The 17057-nt window shown below is 63.5% G+C and carries 16 protein-coding genes and 1 pseudogene; 4 read left to right on the plus strand and 13 right to left on the minus strand.

The window, feature by feature from the left end; all coding sequences use genetic code 11:
- Positions 1-734: 734 nt before the first annotated feature.
- From ACK59X_RS20460 to ACK59X_RS20470, 3 genes are all read right to left on the minus strand, one after another.
- Positions 735-2519, minus strand: a complete 1785-nt coding sequence (locus ACK59X_RS20460) for a phosphoethanolamine transferase (RefSeq protein WP_409960230.1) — start codon at positions 2517-2519, stop codon at positions 735-737.
- Between the two features lie 219 nt (positions 2520-2738).
- Complete coding sequence (fghA, locus tag ACK59X_RS20465) at positions 2739-3605, minus strand: S-formylglutathione hydrolase (RefSeq protein ID WP_409960231.1); 867 nt, start codon at positions 3603-3605, stop codon at positions 2739-2741.
- Positions 3606-3617: 12 nt separating this feature from the next.
- The gene (locus ACK59X_RS20470; protein WP_409960258.1) at positions 3618-4733 is read right to left on the minus strand and encodes an S-(hydroxymethyl)glutathione dehydrogenase/class III alcohol dehydrogenase; all 1116 of its coding nucleotides are present in this window, start codon (positions 4731-4733) and stop codon (positions 3618-3620) included.
- A 214-nt stretch (positions 4734-4947) separates the two neighbouring features.
- Here ACK59X_RS20470 and ACK59X_RS20475 point away from each other — a divergent pair, with 214 nt between their 5' ends.
- Entirely contained in the window at positions 4948-5994 is a 1047-nt protein-coding gene (locus ACK59X_RS20475) for a GlxA family transcriptional regulator (protein WP_409960232.1), read from the plus strand.
- A gap of 60 nt (positions 5995-6054) precedes the next feature.
- Here the strand turns inward: ACK59X_RS20475 and ACK59X_RS20480 are convergent, their stop codons facing one another.
- The 4 genes from ACK59X_RS20480 to ACK59X_RS20495 all read right to left on the minus strand — a co-directional run bounded on the left by ACK59X_RS20480 (position 6055) and on the right by ACK59X_RS20495 (position 7951).
- Positions 6055-6291, minus strand: coding sequence for a hypothetical protein (locus ACK59X_RS20480; RefSeq protein WP_409960233.1), 237 nt, complete (start codon positions 6289-6291; stop codon positions 6055-6057).
- Positions 6292-6467: 176 nt separating this feature from the next.
- The gene (locus tag ACK59X_RS20485) at positions 6468-6995 is read right to left on the minus strand and encodes an Hsp20/alpha crystallin family protein (protein ID WP_409960234.1); all 528 of its coding nucleotides are present in this window, start codon (positions 6993-6995) and stop codon (positions 6468-6470) included.
- 41 nt (positions 6996-7036) lie between these two features.
- Positions 7037-7459, minus strand: coding sequence for an Hsp20/alpha crystallin family protein (locus ACK59X_RS20490; RefSeq protein ID WP_409960235.1), 423 nt, complete (start codon positions 7457-7459; stop codon positions 7037-7039).
- A gap of 39 nt (positions 7460-7498) precedes the next feature.
- Positions 7499-7951, minus strand: a complete 453-nt coding sequence (locus ACK59X_RS20495) for an Hsp20/alpha crystallin family protein (protein WP_145699214.1) — start codon at positions 7949-7951, stop codon at positions 7499-7501.
- Between the two features lie 210 nt (positions 7952-8161).
- On the opposite strand from ACK59X_RS20495, the pseudogene ACK59X_RS20500 reads away from it, so the two are divergent.
- The 3 genes and pseudogenes from ACK59X_RS20500 to ACK59X_RS20510 form a co-directional block, all read left to right on the plus strand.
- Positions 8162-8710 (plus strand): annotated as a pseudogene (locus ACK59X_RS20500) (GlxA family transcriptional regulator); the annotation flags it as partial.
- A gap of 66 nt (positions 8711-8776) precedes the next feature.
- The gene (locus ACK59X_RS20505; protein WP_409960236.1) at positions 8777-9325 is read left to right on the plus strand and encodes a hypothetical protein; all 549 of its coding nucleotides are present in this window, start codon (positions 8777-8779) and stop codon (positions 9323-9325) included.
- A gap of 473 nt (positions 9326-9798) precedes the next feature.
- Positions 9799-11604, plus strand: coding sequence for a DUF262 domain-containing protein (locus ACK59X_RS20510; protein WP_409960237.1), 1806 nt, complete (start codon positions 9799-9801; stop codon positions 11602-11604).
- Positions 11605-11834: 230 nt separating this feature from the next.
- On the opposite strand, the gene ACK59X_RS20515 is transcribed toward ACK59X_RS20510, so the two are convergent.
- The 6 genes from ACK59X_RS20515 to sdhC form a co-directional block, all read right to left on the minus strand.
- Complete coding sequence (locus tag ACK59X_RS20515) at positions 11835-13145, minus strand: citrate synthase (protein ID WP_409960238.1); 1311 nt, start codon at positions 13143-13145, stop codon at positions 11835-11837.
- Positions 13146-13204: 59 nt separating this feature from the next.
- Positions 13205-13525, minus strand: coding sequence for a succinate dehydrogenase assembly factor 2 (locus tag ACK59X_RS20520; RefSeq protein WP_409960239.1), 321 nt, complete (start codon positions 13523-13525; stop codon positions 13205-13207).
- A 24-nt stretch (positions 13526-13549) separates the two neighbouring features.
- Positions 13550-14251: a succinate dehydrogenase iron-sulfur subunit gene (locus ACK59X_RS20525; protein WP_007848477.1), complete on the minus strand. Its 702-nt coding sequence runs from the start codon at positions 14249-14251 to the stop codon at positions 13550-13552.
- Positions 14252-14279: 28 nt separating this feature from the next.
- The gene (gene sdhA / locus ACK59X_RS20530; protein WP_409960240.1) at positions 14280-16085 is read right to left on the minus strand and encodes a succinate dehydrogenase flavoprotein subunit; all 1806 of its coding nucleotides are present in this window, start codon (positions 16083-16085) and stop codon (positions 14280-14282) included.
- Between the two features lie 33 nt (positions 16086-16118).
- Positions 16119-16484, minus strand: a complete 366-nt coding sequence (gene sdhD / locus ACK59X_RS20535; RefSeq protein WP_409960241.1) for a succinate dehydrogenase, hydrophobic membrane anchor protein — start codon at positions 16482-16484, stop codon at positions 16119-16121.
- A gap of 81 nt (positions 16485-16565) precedes the next feature.
- Positions 16566-17000, minus strand: coding sequence for a succinate dehydrogenase, cytochrome b556 subunit (gene sdhC / locus ACK59X_RS20540; protein ID WP_409960242.1), 435 nt, complete (start codon positions 16998-17000; stop codon positions 16566-16568).
- Positions 17001-17057: the final 57 nt, after the last annotated feature.

Raw genomic sequence — 17057 nt, forward strand, 5'->3', positions numbered from 1 at the left:
CAGTATGCTTCCCCCATCGCCCTTTCGTGCGATGGGGGCAGCCTTCGATGCTCGGATCTTGGGTGGGCGTCGATGAACTCACAGCGTTCCCACTGCGGGTGAACTCAGTTCAAACAGCATCGACGAGCCAGACGACGAAGCGTGTGTGTCCTTCGGCACACACGCCCACCCCAGCTCCTGCGCTTCTCGGCGCAGCCAGAAGGGGTGGGGAGCGGGGTCAAAGACGGCTGCTGCTTCGCAGCTACGCCTGATTTCGGTTCGCGCTGCGCGCTGCCGACGCAACTGGCGCGAGCGCTCTGGCGAGCCGAGCGCAGCGAAGGACCACGCGGCCGAGCGAAGCAATGGCCCGAGTGGAGCCCGTTCCCCCCCCCCTTCTGACCGTGCCGAGAAGCGCAGAGCCTGGGGTGGGCGCGTGCCGAAGTACACGCGCATCGTTGTCTGACTCACCGCGGATGTTTGAGCGGAGTTCACCCGCAGGGGGAACGCAGCGAGTTCCGCGGTGCACCCCAGGACCAAGCATCGCAGGCTGCCCCCTCGTACGAAGTGCGAGGGGGACACGGGCAGCGGGGCCGCCTTCTCTTTGGTGACTTTCTCTTGGCGGCCCAAGAGAAAGTTACTGCGCCGCCGGGCGCACATCCCGGCTCCCGCCCTCCGTAAAGGCATGCAGCAACCATGCGCAGCAACGCACGAGCGCCTGGCCCCGCCTCGGAGGCCGGGAGCGTGCCGTGCAATCGTCAGGACTTGCGCGGCGCGGCAATAGGGCTGTCGGCCTTCGCCTGCGCCGCCCCCGCATCCCGGCAAGGAGTGAACACATCCAACTCCGGCCGGTAAGCCCCCGTCTGCACATCCATCAACCCCAGCACCGAATGGAAATAACTGTCATGCGTGATGCGCCGCTCCCGCAGATCACGCTGCAGACAACCCGTGCTCGCCCCTACGCGCGACTGCATCGCAGGCGACAACCAGGTGATCCACGGCACATGCTTTTGCACATCGGGCGCAATCGAGTACGGCAGACCGTGCAGGTAAATATTGTTCTCGCCCAGCGACTCGCCATGGTCCGCCACATACACCATGGCCGTCTGGGCGTTCGCGTTCTGCGTGCCCAGCCACTGCAGCACGCCATCGAGAAAACGGTCCGTCTCCACAATGCTGTTGTCGTACGCATTCACCACCTGCTGGCGGCTGCATTCCTGCAGCGCCGTGGACGTGCACTCGGGCAAGAACCGCTTGGCATCCGGCGCCGAGCGCTTGAAGTACGCCGGCCCGTGGCTGCCCAGCTGGTGCATCACCACCACCGTGCCGCGCTGGCGCTGCTCGGCGGGCAGGGCGGCGATGCGCGCGTCCAGGTCCTTCAGCATGATGCGGTCCAGGCACTCGCCCTTGTGGGCGCACAGCTCGGGGTCTTTCAGGTTGGCGGTGTTGGTGTCGCCCAGCCGGTCGCACACGCCCTTGCAGCCCGACTGGTTGTCCAGCCACAGCACGGCCAGGCCGGCATGGTGCAGCACATCGACCAGGCTCTCGAAATTGGCCGAGCGGCTCTCGTACCCGCTCTTGCCCAGGTGCGAGAACATGCACGGCACCGATGCCGCCGTGCTCGTGCCGCACGACCAGGCATTGCCCGCGCTCACCAACTGGTCCTTGCGTGCCGAGAGCAACGGCGTGGTGTCGCGCCCATAGCCGTTGATGCCGAAGTTGCCGCTGCGCCCCGTCTCGCCCAGCACCAGCACCAAAAGCGGCGGCTTGTCGGCCTGGCCCGCGTAGCTGGCGCCCAGGTGCGCATCGCGGCCCACGGGGATCAGCGTGTGGTGGTCCATGCGCAGGGGCTTGGTGGCCACATTGCCCAGCGCGTACACGCTGTTGAGCGGGTTGATCAAATAGCGCAGCTTGGTGTGGTTGCGCATGGTGGACGAGAAATCCTGAAACACCAGCAGCAAGCTTGCCACGATCACCACCACCGAGCCCAGCAGCAGCAAGCCGTTGTGCCCCAACTGGCGCAGCGGCGACAGGCGCCGCACCGGCGTGCGCGCCAGCCACAGCAAGGGCGGCGCGGCCAGGGCGGCCACGGTGGCCAGCATGCGCAGGCTCAGCAGGTCCCCGGCCTCGTGCACGTCGGTCTGCACCACGTTGGTCAGCATGCTGGCGTCGATGGCAATGCCATAGGCCAGCATGAAATACGCGCCAAACGCCGCCATCAGCACCAGCAGCGCGGCCGCGGGCTTGAGCGTCCAGCGCCAGGCCAGCAGGGCCAGCAGCCCCGCATTGCCCGCCGTGACTATCGCTCCAAACGCCAGCGCAAAACCATAGCCGCGCAGGCTGCCCTGGCCCGGCAGGGTGGCCACCTCGCGCCACAGCGGCACATTGCACACCGTGGCCAGCCACAGGCTGATCAGCAGCACCACCCACGCCGGGTGCAGGCTCTGTGGGGGCGATGCCGCAGGGCGGGGGCTGGCCGTGGAGGAGGCGGGCGAAGCAGGAAAAGAGGGCAGCCGCAGTTGCGGCAGCGGGGTCACGGGCATGAGAGGCAGTCTCCGGGCCCAGGACTTACCCGCGCGTTACCGCCCCCGCACCCCGGCAGTGCAGGGCGAAGGGTCCAGGCGTGCGGCGCGGACGGAAGAAAAGAGGGTTGCCGCAGCGGTGGCTGCAGCACAGTCTTGGGCATGGAGGCGGAGTCTCCCGCCCCAGACTTAACGTGACATTAAAGCCAACTCAGCATTGGCCTGGCGCCAGAGGCCCGGCTACTTCGGCGCCACCAGCTGTCGCGCATGGTGCGCCAGGTGGTCCGCCATGAAGCTCTGGATGAAGTAGTACCCGTGGTCATAGCCCTCGCGCCGGCGCAGCGTGAGCGGCTGGCCAATGGCCTTGCACGCCTCATCGAACAGATGCGGGTGCAACTGCGTGGGCAAGAACTTGTCGGCCAGCCCCTGGTCGATCAGGATGCCTGCCGGGTAGGGCGCCACCGGCTGGTGCTGCATCAGCACCGTGGCATCGTGCTCGATCCAGGCCGTGCGGTCCGCACCCAGGTAGCCGGTGAAGGCTTTCTCGCCCCAGGGGCACTGCGTGGGCGCGCAGATCGGCGCAAACGCCGACAAGCTCTTGAACCGCCCCGGGTGGCGCAACGCCAGGGTCAGCGCCCCATGCCCGCCCATCGAGTGGCCGAAGATGCCCAGCCGCTCGCCGTCCAACGGCAACTGCGCCAGCACCTGCGGGAGCAGCTCTTTCATCAAATAGCTTTCCATGCGCCAGTGCTTGGCCCAGGGCTCGGCCGTGGCGTCCAGGTAAAAGCCTGCGCCCACGCCAAAGTCCCAGCTTTCGGCTTCGCTCGGCACATTGGCGCCGCGCGGACTGGTATCGGGCGCGATCAGCGCCAAGCCCAGCTCCGCCGCCAGGCGCTGTGCCCCGGCCTTGACCATGAAGGTCTCTTCCGTACAGGTCAGCCCCGCCAGGTACAGCAGCGCCGGCACCGGCCCCTGCTGCGCCTGCGGCGGCAGGTAGACCGAGAACTTCATCGGCAGCCCAATCTCGGTGGATGCGTGCTGGTAGAAGCGCTGCACGCCGCCAAAGCAGGCGTGCTCGCTGAGCAGTTCAAACGATGTGGACGACATATGCGCCAAGCCTCAAGCGGCGTACTTGACCACCGAACGAATGGACTTGCCTTCGTGCATCAGGTCAAAGGCTTCGTTGATGTCCTTGAGCCCCATGGTGTGCGTCACAAACGGCTCCAGCTGGATCTTGCCGGCCATCGCGTCTTCTACCATGCCCGGCAGCTCGCTGCGGCCCTTCACGCCGCCAAAGGCCGTGCCCAGCCACTTGCGGCCCGTCACCAACTGGAAGGGTCGGGTGGAAATTTCCTGCCCCGCACCCGCCACGCCGATGATGACCGACTGCCCCCAGCCGCGGTGCGCGCATTCCAGCGCCGCGCGCATCACGTTCACGTTGCCGATGCACTCGAAACTGTGGTCCACGCCCCAGGTCGTCATCTCCACGATCACCTGCTGGATCGGCTTGTCGAAATCCTTGGGGTTGATGCAGTCCGTGGCGCCAAAGGTCTTGGCCAGGTCGAACTTGCTGGGGTTGGTATCGATGGCGATGATGCGCCCCGCCTTGGCCAGCTTGGCGCCCTGGATCACCGCCAGCCCAATGCCGCCCAGGCCGAACACCGCCACCGTGTCGCCCTCCTGCACCTTGGCCGTGTTCTTCACCGCGCCCAGGCCCGTGGTCACGCCGCAGCCCAGCAGGCACACCTGCTCGGGGTTGGCCTTCGGGTTGATCTTGGCCAGCGACACCTCGGCCACCACCGTGTACTCGCTGAAGGTCGAGCAGCCCATGTAGTGGTAGATCGGCTGGCCGCTGTAGCTGAAACGCGTGGTGCCATCGGGCATCACGCCCTTGCCTTGCGTGGCGCGCACTGCGACGCACAGGTTCGTCTTGCCGCTCTTGCAGAACAGGCACTCGCCGCACTCCGCGGTGTAGAGCGGAATCACATGGTCGCCCGGCTTCACGCTGGTCACGCCCTCGCCCACCTCCACCACGATGCCCGCGCCCTCATGGCCCAGCACCACGGGGAACAGGCCCTCGGGGTCTTCACCGCTCAGGGTGAAGGCGTCCGTGTGGCACACGCCCGTGTCGGTGATGCGGATCAGCACCTCGCCCTTTTTCGGGGGCGCCACGTCGATCTCGACGATCTGCAGGGGTTCTCCGGCCTTGAAGGCCACGGCGGCTTTGGATTTGATGGTCATGGTGTTGGGGAATGGGTTGGTAAAGGGGAGGGGGCCTGAGGTTCTGCGACTTCAGGGCACTGGTTGACTTCGTGACTGTAGGCCATGTGCAGCGCATGCAGAAACCCATGGCCGCAGACCTTGGGGGTATGGCCGAATCCCATCGTTCATGGCCTTGGCGGACATCGCCTCCCGTATAGTCCATCGCCTTTGCTTGCTCCTATCAGCCATGGATCACCCGCACCACCATCCCGCCGGCCAGCCCCACCGCATCGACCTCGTCGTCTACCCCGGCTTCAAGGCGCTGGAGGCCGTGGGCCCCATGTCCGTGTTCGACTACGCCAACGTCCACCTGCGCCAGCACGGCCGGCCCGACGGCTACGCCGTGCGCGTGGTGGCCGCCCAGGCAGGGGCCGTGCAGTCCGACACCCTGATGGCACTGACCGCCACCCACACCCTTGCGGAGCTGGAGCAACAAGAGGGCGGCCCCGGCTGCACCGTGGTCCTCGTCGGCTCGCGCAACATCGAGCAGGTGCTGGCCGCCTCGCCCGACCTGGTGGCCTGGGCCGCCCGCGTGGCCCCGCGCGTCGGCCGCATGATCGCCCTGTGCTCCGGCAGCTTCTTTCTGGCCGCCGCCGGCCTGCTCGACGGCCGCCGCGCTGCCACCCACTGGAGCGTGGCCGCCCTGCTGCGCCAGCGCTACCCCGCCATCGACGTGGACCCAGACGCCATCTATGTGCGCGACGGATCGCTGTGGACGTCCGCCGGAGTCACCGCCGGCATCGACCTCGCCCTGGCCCTGGTGGAAGAAGACTTCGGCCATGCCCTCGCACTGGAGGTGGCACGCGACCTCGTCATGTACCTCAAGCGCCCCGGCGGCCAATCCCAGTTCAGCGTGCAACTGGCCAGTCAGGGCGTCACCCACCGCGACATCCAGGCCGTGCAGACCTGGGTGCTGGAGAATTTGCAAGAGCCCATGCCCCTGGCCGCGTTGGCCGCGCGTGCGGCCATGAGCGAGCGCCACTTTCGCCGGGTGTTCGTGCAGGAGACGGGGCAGACGCCGTCGGCGTTTGTGGATGCTGCGCGGCTGGAGGGGGCGCGGCGCTTGCTGGAGTCGTCATCGCAACAGCAGGGCGGGACAGCACTGCCCCTCAAGACCGTCGCTGCGCGCGTGGGCATGGGGTCGGAGCAGGCGCTGCGGCAGTTGTTTGTGCGGCACCTGGGGATCACGCCGCAGGCGTACCGCGAGAGGTTTGGGGGGCCGGGGCGCCGCTGAATCGCCGCGGCCCCGAGCGGGACTAGGGCGGGGCACGGCCCAGGCCGCGCCCCGTGGGCCTCAGGCGGAATGCATCAGCAGGGGCTCCTGCCGGCGCAGCTCGCGCACCTTGAGCGTGGCGCGGCCCAGGCCGGTCACGGTCAGCACCTGGGCCGGTCCGCCCGTGCCCGCGGGCGGCAACGAAGCCGTGACCATCCCTGCCGCCGCCAACACCCTGAGCTTGTCGATCCGGCCCTCGTCCGACACACCGAGCGGCAACTCGGCATCGGCAATTTCACGAAGGAACTCGATAGGCATGGCATGTGCTCCAGAATTTTTTATGATGCCCGTGGAGATAAGGGCTGCCATGGTGATTTCAAGAACCATGTCATCGGCGCGTTGAGTGAGACGGCCCGCCACGCAACCCTTTGGGAGCCGGCGGGCCTGCTGGCGCCGCTGCTGCTCCCGCCGGGCCGTGGCGGCTGGCCGCGCAATCAGGCCGACTGCACTGGAATGTGCTTCACCGCGTCGCGCTCGGCTTTCGGTATCTCGATGCGCAACACACCGTCGCGGTACACCGCCACGCCCTGCGCGGCCTGCACGCGCGCGGGCAGTGCCAGGTAGCGGCAGAACGACCCGTAAGCCCACTGCGACACCTGCCACCCACCAGCGCGGGCCTGGTGGAACTGCGAGCGCCGCACGCCCCGCACCTTCAGCGCGCGCTCCTGCACCTCGATGCTGAAATCCTCGCGCTGCATGCCCGGGGCATCGATGCGGACGATCACGGCGCGCTCATCCTCCAGCACCGCGGCGGACATGAAGGCCCAGCCCTTGATACGTGACACCGGGTTGCGCAACGGTCCGGCTTCATCATCGGCTGCTCGGCCTGCTGGCGCCCGCAACGGGGCCCTGTGCTGGCCCCAGGCCTGTCGGGCCCGGGCCAACAGGCCACGCCAGCCGCTGGACACTGCGCTCCACAGGGAGCCCACACCCTGCTTGGGTTTTGCTGCCATAGGGTTCATGTTCATTCTCCGGCAATGGTGGTGTTGTGTGCCCCCGCAGCTCAGTGGATCGCCACGGGAATCTTGCGCGCCTGCGCATGGGCCTTTTTCGGAATGTGCAGTGACAGCACGCCATCCTTGAGCTGCGCCTGAATGCCGTTGGTATCCAGCTCGCGGCTCAGCACAAAGCTGCGGCGGTAGCGCGGTATGCGCACCTCGGCATGCACCGCCTCCAGGCCCTCCGGCATGCGGGTCTGCACCGTGCCCTCGATCAAGAGCGATTCGCCCTCCACCTTGATGTCCAGGTGCTCACGCGGCACGCCGGGCATGTCGGCCAGCAAGGTGATGCCATGCGGGTTCTCGAACACGTCCACGGCCGGCAGCACCGAATGCTGCAGATCCTGCTCCACCGCGCTGTTGCCACGGGTGCTGGCGGCGGCAGCGCCGGTGGTGGTGGTGACTTGTTGTTGCTGTTGCTGCGTCATGATGGGTTCTCCTCGATGGTCTGTGGGTTCCGTCGGCCTTCAGTGGATGGCGATGCGCGTGGGCTGGGGCGCTTCCTTGCGGGCGATGCTCACCTGCAGCACGCCGTCCCGGTAGCTCGCGCTTACCTTTTCGGGGTCGATGTCGTCCGGCAGCGAAACGGTGCGCGAGAACGCGCCGTTGCGCCGCTCGCGCGCATAGACTTGCACGCTGGAGTCGTTCTGCGGAATGGTGCTGGCCCGCTCGCCCGAGATGCGCAAGATGCCCCGGTCCAGGTCCACGTCGATCTTCGACGGATCAAGGCCGGGCACGAAGGCATACACCTCCACGCTCGACGGCGTGCGCCCCACGTTCAGGGCCGGCAAGGTGCCCGAGGCAACGGATCGGATGGCGCTCGGCAGGCTGGCAGCGCCGAACACGTCGTCGAGTTCACGGCGCAGCCGCTCGAAATGACCGAACAGGCTGCCTGGATGATTCAACAGCGATGCATACATGATGGGTCCTCCAAGGGGTGGGTTGATGAACACACCGGCAGGACGGACACCGTCCTGGCCGGCTCGGAAGGAAAAATAGAGCCGGCCAAAAGAGTTTCAAGGGGGTTTTTTTCCAGGTGTGAAACCCTGCCTTCACAGGCGGCGCAGCCTGCGGGCGGGCGTCAAAAAGCGCAAGGTGCAACAGGTGCGCCTCGCCTCCTCCGCCATTCGCCGCCTGCCATCTACGTGCGCAACGGCACGCTGTGGACGTCGGCCGGCGTCACCGCCGGCATCGACCTTGCCCTGGTCCTGGTGGAAGAGGATTTCGGCCACGCCCTCGCGCTGGAGGTGGCGCGCGACCTCGTCATGTACCTCAAGCGCCCCGGCGGCCAATCGCAGTTCAGCGTGCAACTGGCCAGCCAGGGAGTCACCCACCGCGACATCCAGGCCGTGCAAAGCTGGGTGCTGGAGAATCTGGCCGAACCCATGCCCATGTCTGCCCTGGCTGCGCGTGCTGCCATGAGCGAGCGGCACTTTCGCCGCGTGTTTGTGCAGGAGACGGGGCAGACGCCGTCGGCGTTTGTCGATGCTGCGCGGTTAGAAGGGGCGCGGCGGTTGCTGGAGTCCACCTCCCAGCCGCAGGCCGCGCTGCCGCTGAAGACCGTGGCCGCGCGTGTGGGCATGGGGTCGGAGCAGGCGTTGAGGCAGTTGTTTGTGCGGCACCTGGGGATCACGCCGCAGGCGTACCGGGAGAGGTTTGGGGGGCCGGGGAGGCGGTGAATTGTTCGGGGCAACTCGGCTGCTGTTGCTACGATGAGTGTCATCAACAAGAGACAGAACGAATCCATGAAGCTCGATCTGGTGCGCGACAGCAGCAAGACCATGCCGTCTATCGAGGACAAGGCCGCAATCAGGCACTTGCGCATCTGGCATTGCTCTTACAAAACGCTGGAGCCAATCAGCGAGTTGGTGAATCTGGAGTCGTTGACTGTGGCCTCCTATCCAGATGCCACTCTCCAGCCTGTTGGCGGTCTGTCTCAGCTGCGCTACTTGCGAATAATGCACATGCCTTCGGTTGAGGACTTGGCCCCTCTCGCTGGCCTGGCGCAACTGCGCATTCTGCTGCTGGAGACTTCACCCGGGTGGGACGCCGCAGGCAAAAGAACGGTAGTTCAGTCGCTATCTCCGATTGCAGAATTGCAGCACTTGGAACACCTGTCGCTCTTTGGCGTAGTGGGCCGAGAGCGTTCGTTGACAAGCCTGGAGACTTGCCCGAGCTTGCGGTCGGCCCAGTTCATGGGTGTTCCCACAAAGGAAATTGCCCGCTTCTACAGCGGCACGACCGTGGTGAATTCGGGTGCTCCGGTGTACGGAGCTGAACCATTCTCTGTTTGAAAGAAGCGCTGTGGCACTTTGGCCTCCTGATGCCGTTGTCGAATTGCGGCTGCTTCCATCTGATGCGGGCGGACGAGCAGGGCCGACGCCTGCCGTTTGGTGGGGCTGTCCGCTGAGCATCGATGGCGATCTCTTTGACGGGCGTTTTGATATGACTGAAACAGGACCGCTGTGGCCGGGCGAGTCCCGCATCGTGCGCGTCAAGTTTCTCTCCCCAGACCTCGTAAGGCCTCGGATCGCCATCGGTCAGGAATTGCGGGTTTGGGAGGCTGGGTTCATTGGAGAGGCAAAAGTTCTTGCTTTGCACTGGTAAGTGCTGGTGGCTGAACCCGTGGTGTGATCCGCCCTCGCCGCACATGCAGCCATGAACGAGCTGGTTCCGTCGCTTGATTCCTCAAGAGATACAACTACGCTTTCCTCCCATCATTTTCTGCTCAAGTACAGGCAGAATTTGCCTATCAACAAGGGAAAAAATGACTGAACCCAAATCAGCCCGTGCAGGCCAGGATTTGACCGTCAAAGGCGAGGCAATCCAACGCATCTACGGCAACTATCTGGCTTGGCGGTACATTGTCAACCGCCGGTATCAACGCAAGCTCGTCTGGACACTCGACGAAAAGCGGAGATTCATTGATTCGGTCATATCGGGTTACCCTGTTCCCATTGTTCTGCTCGCAGAACGGAAGGCCGAGGCGCAGAATCTCTTTGAGATCATCGACGGAATGCAGCGATTGAACGCCATTTTTGGATTCATTGAGAACGAGTACGACGTCGGTGGCGCGTACTTCGACTTGAATACAATGGCAGAAACTAAAGCGCTGATGGACGAGGGCAAGCTGAGACAGCGCGAGCCGAAGCTTCCACGTGAGACATGCGTACCAATTGCCGCATATACGATGCCTTTGTCAATCTACGAGTTCGCCAACGCCAGCGACGTGGACGAGGTGTTTCGTCGAATTAATTCCGGCGGCCGAAAGCTTTCACGACAGGAGCTTCGCATTGCCGGAGCTACAGGTCACTTTGCGCAAGCCGTTCGGCTTATTGCATCTAAGGTTCGTGGCGACGTTTCAGCATCGGATGAACTTCCTTTGAACGAGATGAAAAAAATCTCGATAACGAATAGGGACTTGCCCTACGGCATCGATGTTGACGAAGTTTTCTGGATCAAACAAGGTGTGTTGACTAAAGAACAAGTGCGAGAGTCGCGTGATGAGGAGTTGGTGGCTGACATTTTGGCTTTTATGTTGCTCGATACTAAGCCCTCGTCACGCAGCGAATTTCTGGATGACTTTTTTGGCTACAGCGACGGGGAGGCTCAGCATCAGCGTTATCAAGAGATAGAACTGGCTACTCAGAAAAACACTATTGAGGTGGCGTCGGCGGACTTTCAACGTGTGCTCGACCAGTTAAAGGTTACTTTGAATCGCGCAGGTCGGACGCTGGGACAGTTGCTGTTTGGGGAGCAGTCACCTCGCGCGCCGAGGTACTTTCAAGTCGTTTTTTTGGCACTACATAAAATGATCGTGCTACAGAATCAGGAAGTCACCGATCAAGATGCGCTGATTAAGCTGATTGATGGCAGCGGGGCAAACATCCCGGTCCCCGAAGGTGGGCGATGGGGAGCCGAGGATCGCGTTAGGGCAGTGAATGGAGCGGCTGGCGTCTATGGTGCTGCATTTGGACCGGCCCAAGGCTATGACCCGGCTCAAGTCCGCTGGATTACTCGAATGGAGAATATACTCACGCAATCTTATACTGAGCAAGGTGCCTACGACTTCAAGCAGGGATTTCTTCGCCTAGACCGTAAAAATGGTTTCGATGAAGACAGCTTTGACAAGATACTGAAGACCTTAGCTGGCATCGCCAATATTCGCAAGGGGGTTGTTGGCTATGTGCTGGTTGGGGTGGCCGACACGGAGTCGGACGCCAAGCGTGTGACGCAGCTTTATAAAGTGGACCCTCGTCCCTTTGAACGTTTCTTCATTACAGGGGTTGAGCATGAGGCCGGTGTGCTGGGCAAGTCACTCGACGAGCTATTTATGGAGCTCACCCAGCGGATCAAGAACTCAGCGCTCTCGGAGCCGCTCAAAGACTACGTCGCAAGGCATATAAAGGCTGTACGTTATTACGATAAGACTGTGTTTGTGCTGGAAACCCAGGCGCAGGATGAACCGTCGAATTTCGATGGTGCATTTTTTGTCCGCCATGGGAACCAACTGAGCGAGATCCCCCCGCAAAAATACGGAGAGCTATATAAGCGATTTATGGCAGGCATGTAGAAGGCACTGCAGGATGGTTAAGTCGTTGTGGCAACGGGATTCCAGGGCGCCACTAAAAAGTTCTTGCCGCGAGGACAATCAAGAGACCTGTAGAGCTGAAACTCAAGGCAGCGAGAAAGTTGTCAACGGCGCGAGCGCATAACAAGCCACTCAATGCCATGAAAAAAGCCCGCCGAAGCGGGCTTTCCGATACCCCGAAGACCGAAGTCTTCAGAGAATGGGCCGATTGCTCAGCGCTTATCCAGCGGCGGCACATCGCGGCGCACAGAACCCGTGAACAGCTGGCGTGGGCGGCCGATCTTGTATTCGGGGTCGCCGATCATTTCGTTCAGCTGGGCGATCCAGCCGACGGTGCGGGCCAGGCTGAAGATGCCGGTGAACAGGTTCACCGGGATGCCGATGGCGCGCTGCACGATGCCGGAGTAGAAGTCCACGTTCGGGTAGAGCTTGCGCTGCACGAAGTAGTCGTCTTCCAGGGCGATCTTTTCCAGTTCCTTGGCCAGCTTGAACAGCGGGTCGTTTTCCAGGCCCAGTTCGGCCAGCACTTCGTTGCAGGTTTCCTGCATGAGCTTGGCACGGGGGTCGTAGTTCTTGTACACGCGGTGGCCAAAGCCCATGAGCTTGACGCCGGAGTTCTTGTCCTTGACCTGCTTGATGAACTCGCCGATCTTTTCCACGCCGCCCTGGGCCTGGATGTCGTACAGCATGTTCAGGGCTGCCTCGTTGGCGCCGCCGTGGGCAGGGCCCCACAGGCAGGCCACGCCGGCGGCGATGGCTGCAAACGGGTTGGTGCCCGACGAGCCGCACAGGCGCACGGTCGAGGTCGATGCGTTCTGCTCGTGGTCTGCGTGCAGGATGAAGATGCGGTCCAGCGCGCGTTCCAGCACAGGGTTGACCTTGTACTCTTCGCAGGGCGTGCCGAACATCATGCGCAGGAAGTTGCCTGCGTAGCTCAGGTTGTTCTGCGGGTACATGTAGGGCTGGCCCACACCGTACTTGTACGCCATGGCCACCAGGGTGGGCATCTTGGCGATCAGGCGGATGGCAGCGATCTCGCGGTGCTGCGGGTTGTTGATGTCCGTGCTGTCGTGGTAGAAGGCCGACAGGGCGCCCACCAGGCCGGTCAGCACCGCCATGGGGTGCGCGTCACGGCGGAAGCCACGCAGGAAGAACTGCATCTGCTCGTTGACCATGGTGTGGTTGGTCACGCGGCTGGTGAAGTCGGTCTTCTGCGCTTCGTTGGGCAGGTCACCGTACAGCAGCAGGTGGCAGGTTTCCAGGAAGTCGCAGTTCTGCGCCAACTGCTCAATGGGGTAGCCGCGGTACAGCAGTTCGCCCTTGTCGCCATCGATGTAGGTGATGGCCGACTGGGTCGCTGCCGTCGACAGGAAGCCCGGGTCATAGGTGAACATGCCCGTTTGCGCATACAGCTTGCGGATGTCGATGACATCCGGGCCAATGCTGCCCTGGTAGACCGGCAGGTCCACGCTGGGGCTGCCGTTACTGAACGACAGGGTGGCTTTGTTGTCAGCTAGCTTCATTGTTACTTTCCTTGGGTAGGTTTGCCGGAATTCCGGTGGTAGGGGGCCCTGTCTCCAGGTCAGGCCCGGGGCCTCGCTGCGCCACCACTGAGCCGCAGCATGCCGAGTACTTCACGCACTTCTTCTGTATCGAGCGGACCTTCGGGCTCGCGGCGCGCGAGCAGCAGGTCCAAAAGGTCGTTGTCCGCCAGGTTCATCAGCTCGTTCATGCCGTGGCCCTGGCGCCAGGTCAGGCCCGACCCGAACCGCGCGAAGAAATTTTCGATGTAGAGATCGTTCTCCAGCAGGCCGCGCCGGGAGCGCCAGTGCAGCTTGGATCTCTCGCGGTCGTCCAGCAGGTCGTTGGCCTGCGGCAGGACGGGGGTCGAGGTGTCGGACATGGCCTGGGTGCTTTCCGGATTCCGTCAGACAGTGCGGCGCACCATCAGTTCCTTGATCTTGCCGATGGCCATCGTGGGGTTCAGGCCCTTGGGGCAAACGTCCACGCAGTTCATGATGGTGTGGCAGCGGAACAGGCGGTACGGGTCTTCCAGGTTGTCCAGGCGCGCACCCGTGGCTTCGTCGCGGCTGTCGGCGATGAAGCGGTAGGCCTGCAGCAGGCCGGCGGGGCCCACGAACTTGTCGGGGTTCCACCAGAAGCTGGGGCAGCTCGTGGAGCAGCTCGCGCACAGAATGCACTCGTACAGGCCGTTGAGCTCTTCGCGCTCTTCGGGGCTTTGCAGGCGTTCCTTCTCGGGGGCCAGGTCCTCGGTGATGAGGTAGGGCTTGATCGAGTTGTACTGCTTGAAGAACTGCGTCATGTCCACGATCAGGTCGCGGATCACCGGCAGGCCGGGCAGGGGCTTCAGAACAATGGTGCCCTTGAGGGTGTTCATGTTCGTCAGGCACGCCAGGCCGTTCTTGCCGTTGATGTTCATGGCGTCCGAGCCGCACACGCCTTCGCGGCACGAACGGCGGAACGACAGGCTGGGGTCTTGCTCCTTGAGCTTGACCAGGGCGTCCAGCAGCATGCGCTCGTGGCCATCGAGCTCGATCTCGATGGTCTGCATGTAGGGCTTGGCGTCCTTGTCCGGGTCGTAGCGGTAGATTTGAAAGGTGCGCTTCATGTTGTTCTTTCGTGAGGCTGCTGGATCTTCAGAACGTACGGACCTTGGGAGGCACGCTGTCCACCGTCAGGGGCTTGAGGTTCACAGGCTTGTAGGTCAGGCTGTTGTTCGCGCTGTGCCACAGGGTGTGCTTCATCCACTCCTTGTCGTTGCGGCCCAGCGGGAACTCGGCGTGGTCGGCAGGGTGCTCGTAGTCGTACACCGTGTGCGCGCCACGGCATTCCTTGCGGGCCGCGGCCGAGGTCATCGTGGCCTGGGCCACTTCGATCAGGTTGTCGACTTCCAGGGCTTCCATGCGGGCCGTGTTCCAGACCTTGGACTTGTCCTTCAGCGTCACGCCGCTCACGCGTTCACGGATGGCGTTGATCTTGACCGTGCCTTCGTCCATGCTGGCCTGCGTGCGGAACACGCCCGCGTGCTGCTGCATGCTGGAGCGGATGTCGTTGGCCACGTCCTGGGCGTAGATGCCTTCGGTCGAGTCCTGCAGCTGGTTCAGGCGGGCCAGGGTGCGGTCCGCGCCGTCGGCAGGCATGGGCTGGTGTTCGCCCGAACCCTTGACGAAGTTCACGATGTGCTTGCCGGCCGACTTGCCGAAGACCAGCAGGTCCAGCAGCGAGTTGGTCCCCAGGCGGTTGGCGCCGTGCACCGAGACGCACGAGCACTCGCCCACGGCATAGAGGCCGTTGACGATGTGGTTCTGCTGGCCGTCGTGCACCACGACCTGGCCGTTGATGTTGGTGGGGATGCCACCCATCTGGTAGTGGATGGTGGGCACCACGGGGATCGGTTCCTTGGTGATGTCCACGTTGGCGAAGTTGTGGCCGATCTCTTCCACCGATGGCAGGCGCTTTCGGATGGTGTCCGCGCCCAGGTGGTCCAGCTTCATCAGGATGTAGTCCTTGTTCGGACCGCAGCCACGGCCTTCCTTGATTTCCTGGTCCATCGAGCGCGACACGAAGTCGCGCGGTGCCAGGTCCTTCAGGGTGGGCGCATAGCGCTCCATGAAGCGCTCGCCATTGCTGTTGAGCAAGATGGCGCCTTCGCCGCGGCAGCCTTCGGTCAGCAGCACGCCCGCGCCGGCCACGCCGGTGGGGTGGAACTGCCAGAACTCCATGTCCTGCAGCGGGATGCCGGCACGTGCCGCCATGCCCAGGCCGTCGCCGGTGTTGATGAAGGCGTTGGTCGATGCCGCGAAGATGCGGCCCGCGCCACCGGTGGCCAGCAGCACGGCCTTGGCCTGCAGCTCGTACAGGTCGCCGGTTTCCAGCTCCAGCGCGGTCACGCCGACCACGTCGCCTGCCTCGTTGCGGATCAGGTCCAGCGCCATCCACTCCACGAAGAAGTTGGTCTTGGACTTCACGTTCTGCTGGTACAGCGTGTGCAGCATGGCGTGGCCGGTGCGGTCGGCCGCGGCGCAGGCGCGCTGCACGGGCTTCTCGCCGTAGTTGGCGGTGTGGCCGCCGAAGGGGCGCTGGTAGATGGTGCCGTCGGGGTTGCGGTCGAACGGCATGCCGAAGTGTTCGAGTTCGATCACCACGTTGGGTGCCTCGCGGCACATGAACTCGATGGCGTCCTGGTCGCCCAGCCAGTCCGAGCCCTTGATGGTGTCGTAGAAGTGGTAGTGCCAGTTGTCCTCGCTCATGTTGCCCAGCGAGGCGGACACGCCGCCCTGCGCCGCCACCGTGTGCGAGCGCGTGGGGAACACCTTGGACAGGCAGGCCACGTTCAGGCCGGCACGGGACAGTTCCAGCGAGGCGCGCATGCCGGAGCCGCCGGCACCGACGATGACGACGTCGAACTTGCGCTTGGTGATGTTAGCTTTGGAGTAGCTCATTTGTTGTTTGCCTTCAGTCGCGGGGGATCGGTATCAGAGACGCCACAGAACCTGGATGCCCCAGCCGGCGCAGCCGACGAGCCAGACGATGGTGAAAACCTGCAGCGCCAGGCGCAGGCCCACGGGCTTGATGTAGTCCATCAGCACTTCGCGCACGCCCACCCAGGCGTGCCATGCCAGCGAAATGATCACGGAGAAGGTCAGCACCTTCATCCACTGGGCCGAGAAGATGCCGGCCCACTTGTCATAGCCCATGGGGCCCTTGTTGAAGATCACCTGGGCCAGCAGGGCCAGCGTGAACAGCGCCATCAGGATGGCGGTGACGCGCTGGCTGAGCCAGTCGCGCAGGCCGTAGTGGGCGCCGACGACGACGCGCTTGGAACCGTAATTGACGGACATGGGTACTTTCCTCTTGTGCGGCGGTGTTGGCTGCGGAATGGCTGCGGTCACCGCTTTTTTTATGATTTGGTAATCGATCGATCAGTACAGGCCGAACAGCTTGGCGCCCAGCACCAGGGTCAGCGGGATGCTGATGGCCAGCACCGACAGGGCCGAGGTCTTGCCGAACTGCTTGTTCACGGCGCTGTGGCTCACGTCCATCCACAGGTGGCGCAGGCCGGCCGTGAAGTGGTGCAGGTACGACCAGATCAGGGCCAGGGCCGCGAGCTTGACGAACCAGCCGGGCACGAAGCCGATGCCGATGTTGAATGCCGCCGTGAAGCGGGCGAACGAGATTTCGGACGACACGGAGGTGTCGAACATCCAGATGATGAAAGGCAACAGCAGGAACATGATCAGCCCGCTGGCGCGGTGCAGGATCGAGACCCACGCAGCTGGCGTCATGCGGTAGGTGGTCAGGTCCTTGAAGGCATTGATGTTGCGGAATTCAGGCCGTTTTTTGGCGAGTTCGGTCATGTTTTGTGCTTTCGTGGATGTAACTGCTTTGTAATTTGGACATGCAAAGAACGCAAA

The sequence above is a fragment of the Acidovorax sp. genome (assembly GCF_046339755.1).
In the GTDB taxonomy this organism is placed as follows: domain Bacteria; phylum Pseudomonadota; class Gammaproteobacteria; order Burkholderiales; family Burkholderiaceae_C; genus Acidovorax.

What these genes read in the sequence shown, in the direction of transcription:
- ACK59X_RS20460 (WP_409960230.1), bottom strand. Translation starts at nt 2,519, where the DNA reads ATGCCCGTGACCCCGCTGCCGCAACTGCGGCTGCCCTCTTTTCCTGCT.
- fghA (WP_409960231.1), bottom strand. Translation starts at nt 3,605, where the DNA reads ATGTCGTCCACATCGTTTGAACTGCTCAGCGAGCACGCCTGCTTTGGC.
- ACK59X_RS20475 (WP_409960232.1), top strand. Translation starts at nt 4,948, where the DNA reads ATGGATCACCCGCACCACCATCCCGCCGGCCAGCCCCACCGCATCGAC.
- ACK59X_RS20480 (WP_409960233.1), bottom strand. Translation starts at nt 6,291, where the DNA reads ATGCCTATCGAGTTCCTTCGTGAAATTGCCGATGCCGAGTTGCCGCTC.
- ACK59X_RS20485 (WP_409960234.1), bottom strand. Translation starts at nt 6,995, where the DNA reads ATGAACCCTATGGCAGCAAAACCCAAGCAGGGTGTGGGCTCCCTGTGG.
- ACK59X_RS20490 (WP_409960235.1), bottom strand. Translation starts at nt 7,459, where the DNA reads ATGACGCAGCAACAGCAACAACAAGTCACCACCACCACCGGCGCTGCC.
- ACK59X_RS20495 (WP_145699214.1), bottom strand. Translation starts at nt 7,951, where the DNA reads ATGTATGCATCGCTGTTGAATCATCCAGGCAGCCTGTTCGGTCATTTC.
- ACK59X_RS20505 (WP_409960236.1), top strand. Translation starts at nt 8,777, where the DNA reads ATGAAGCTCGATCTGGTGCGCGACAGCAGCAAGACCATGCCGTCTATC.
- ACK59X_RS20510 (WP_409960237.1), top strand. Translation starts at nt 9,799, where the DNA reads ATGACTGAACCCAAATCAGCCCGTGCAGGCCAGGATTTGACCGTCAAA.
- ACK59X_RS20515 (WP_409960238.1), bottom strand. Translation starts at nt 13,145, where the DNA reads ATGAAGCTAGCTGACAACAAAGCCACCCTGTCGTTCAGTAACGGCAGC.
- ACK59X_RS20520 (WP_409960239.1), bottom strand. Translation starts at nt 13,525, where the DNA reads ATGTCCGACACCTCGACCCCCGTCCTGCCGCAGGCCAACGACCTGCTG.
- ACK59X_RS20525 (WP_007848477.1), bottom strand. Translation starts at nt 14,251, where the DNA reads ATGAAGCGCACCTTTCAAATCTACCGCTACGACCCGGACAAGGACGCC.
- sdhA (WP_409960240.1), bottom strand. Translation starts at nt 16,085, where the DNA reads ATGAGCTACTCCAAAGCTAACATCACCAAGCGCAAGTTCGACGTCGTC.
- sdhD (WP_409960241.1), bottom strand. Translation starts at nt 16,484, where the DNA reads ATGTCCGTCAATTACGGTTCCAAGCGCGTCGTCGTCGGCGCCCACTAC.
- sdhC (WP_409960242.1), bottom strand. Translation starts at nt 17,000, where the DNA reads ATGACCGAACTCGCCAAAAAACGGCCTGAATTCCGCAACATCAATGCC.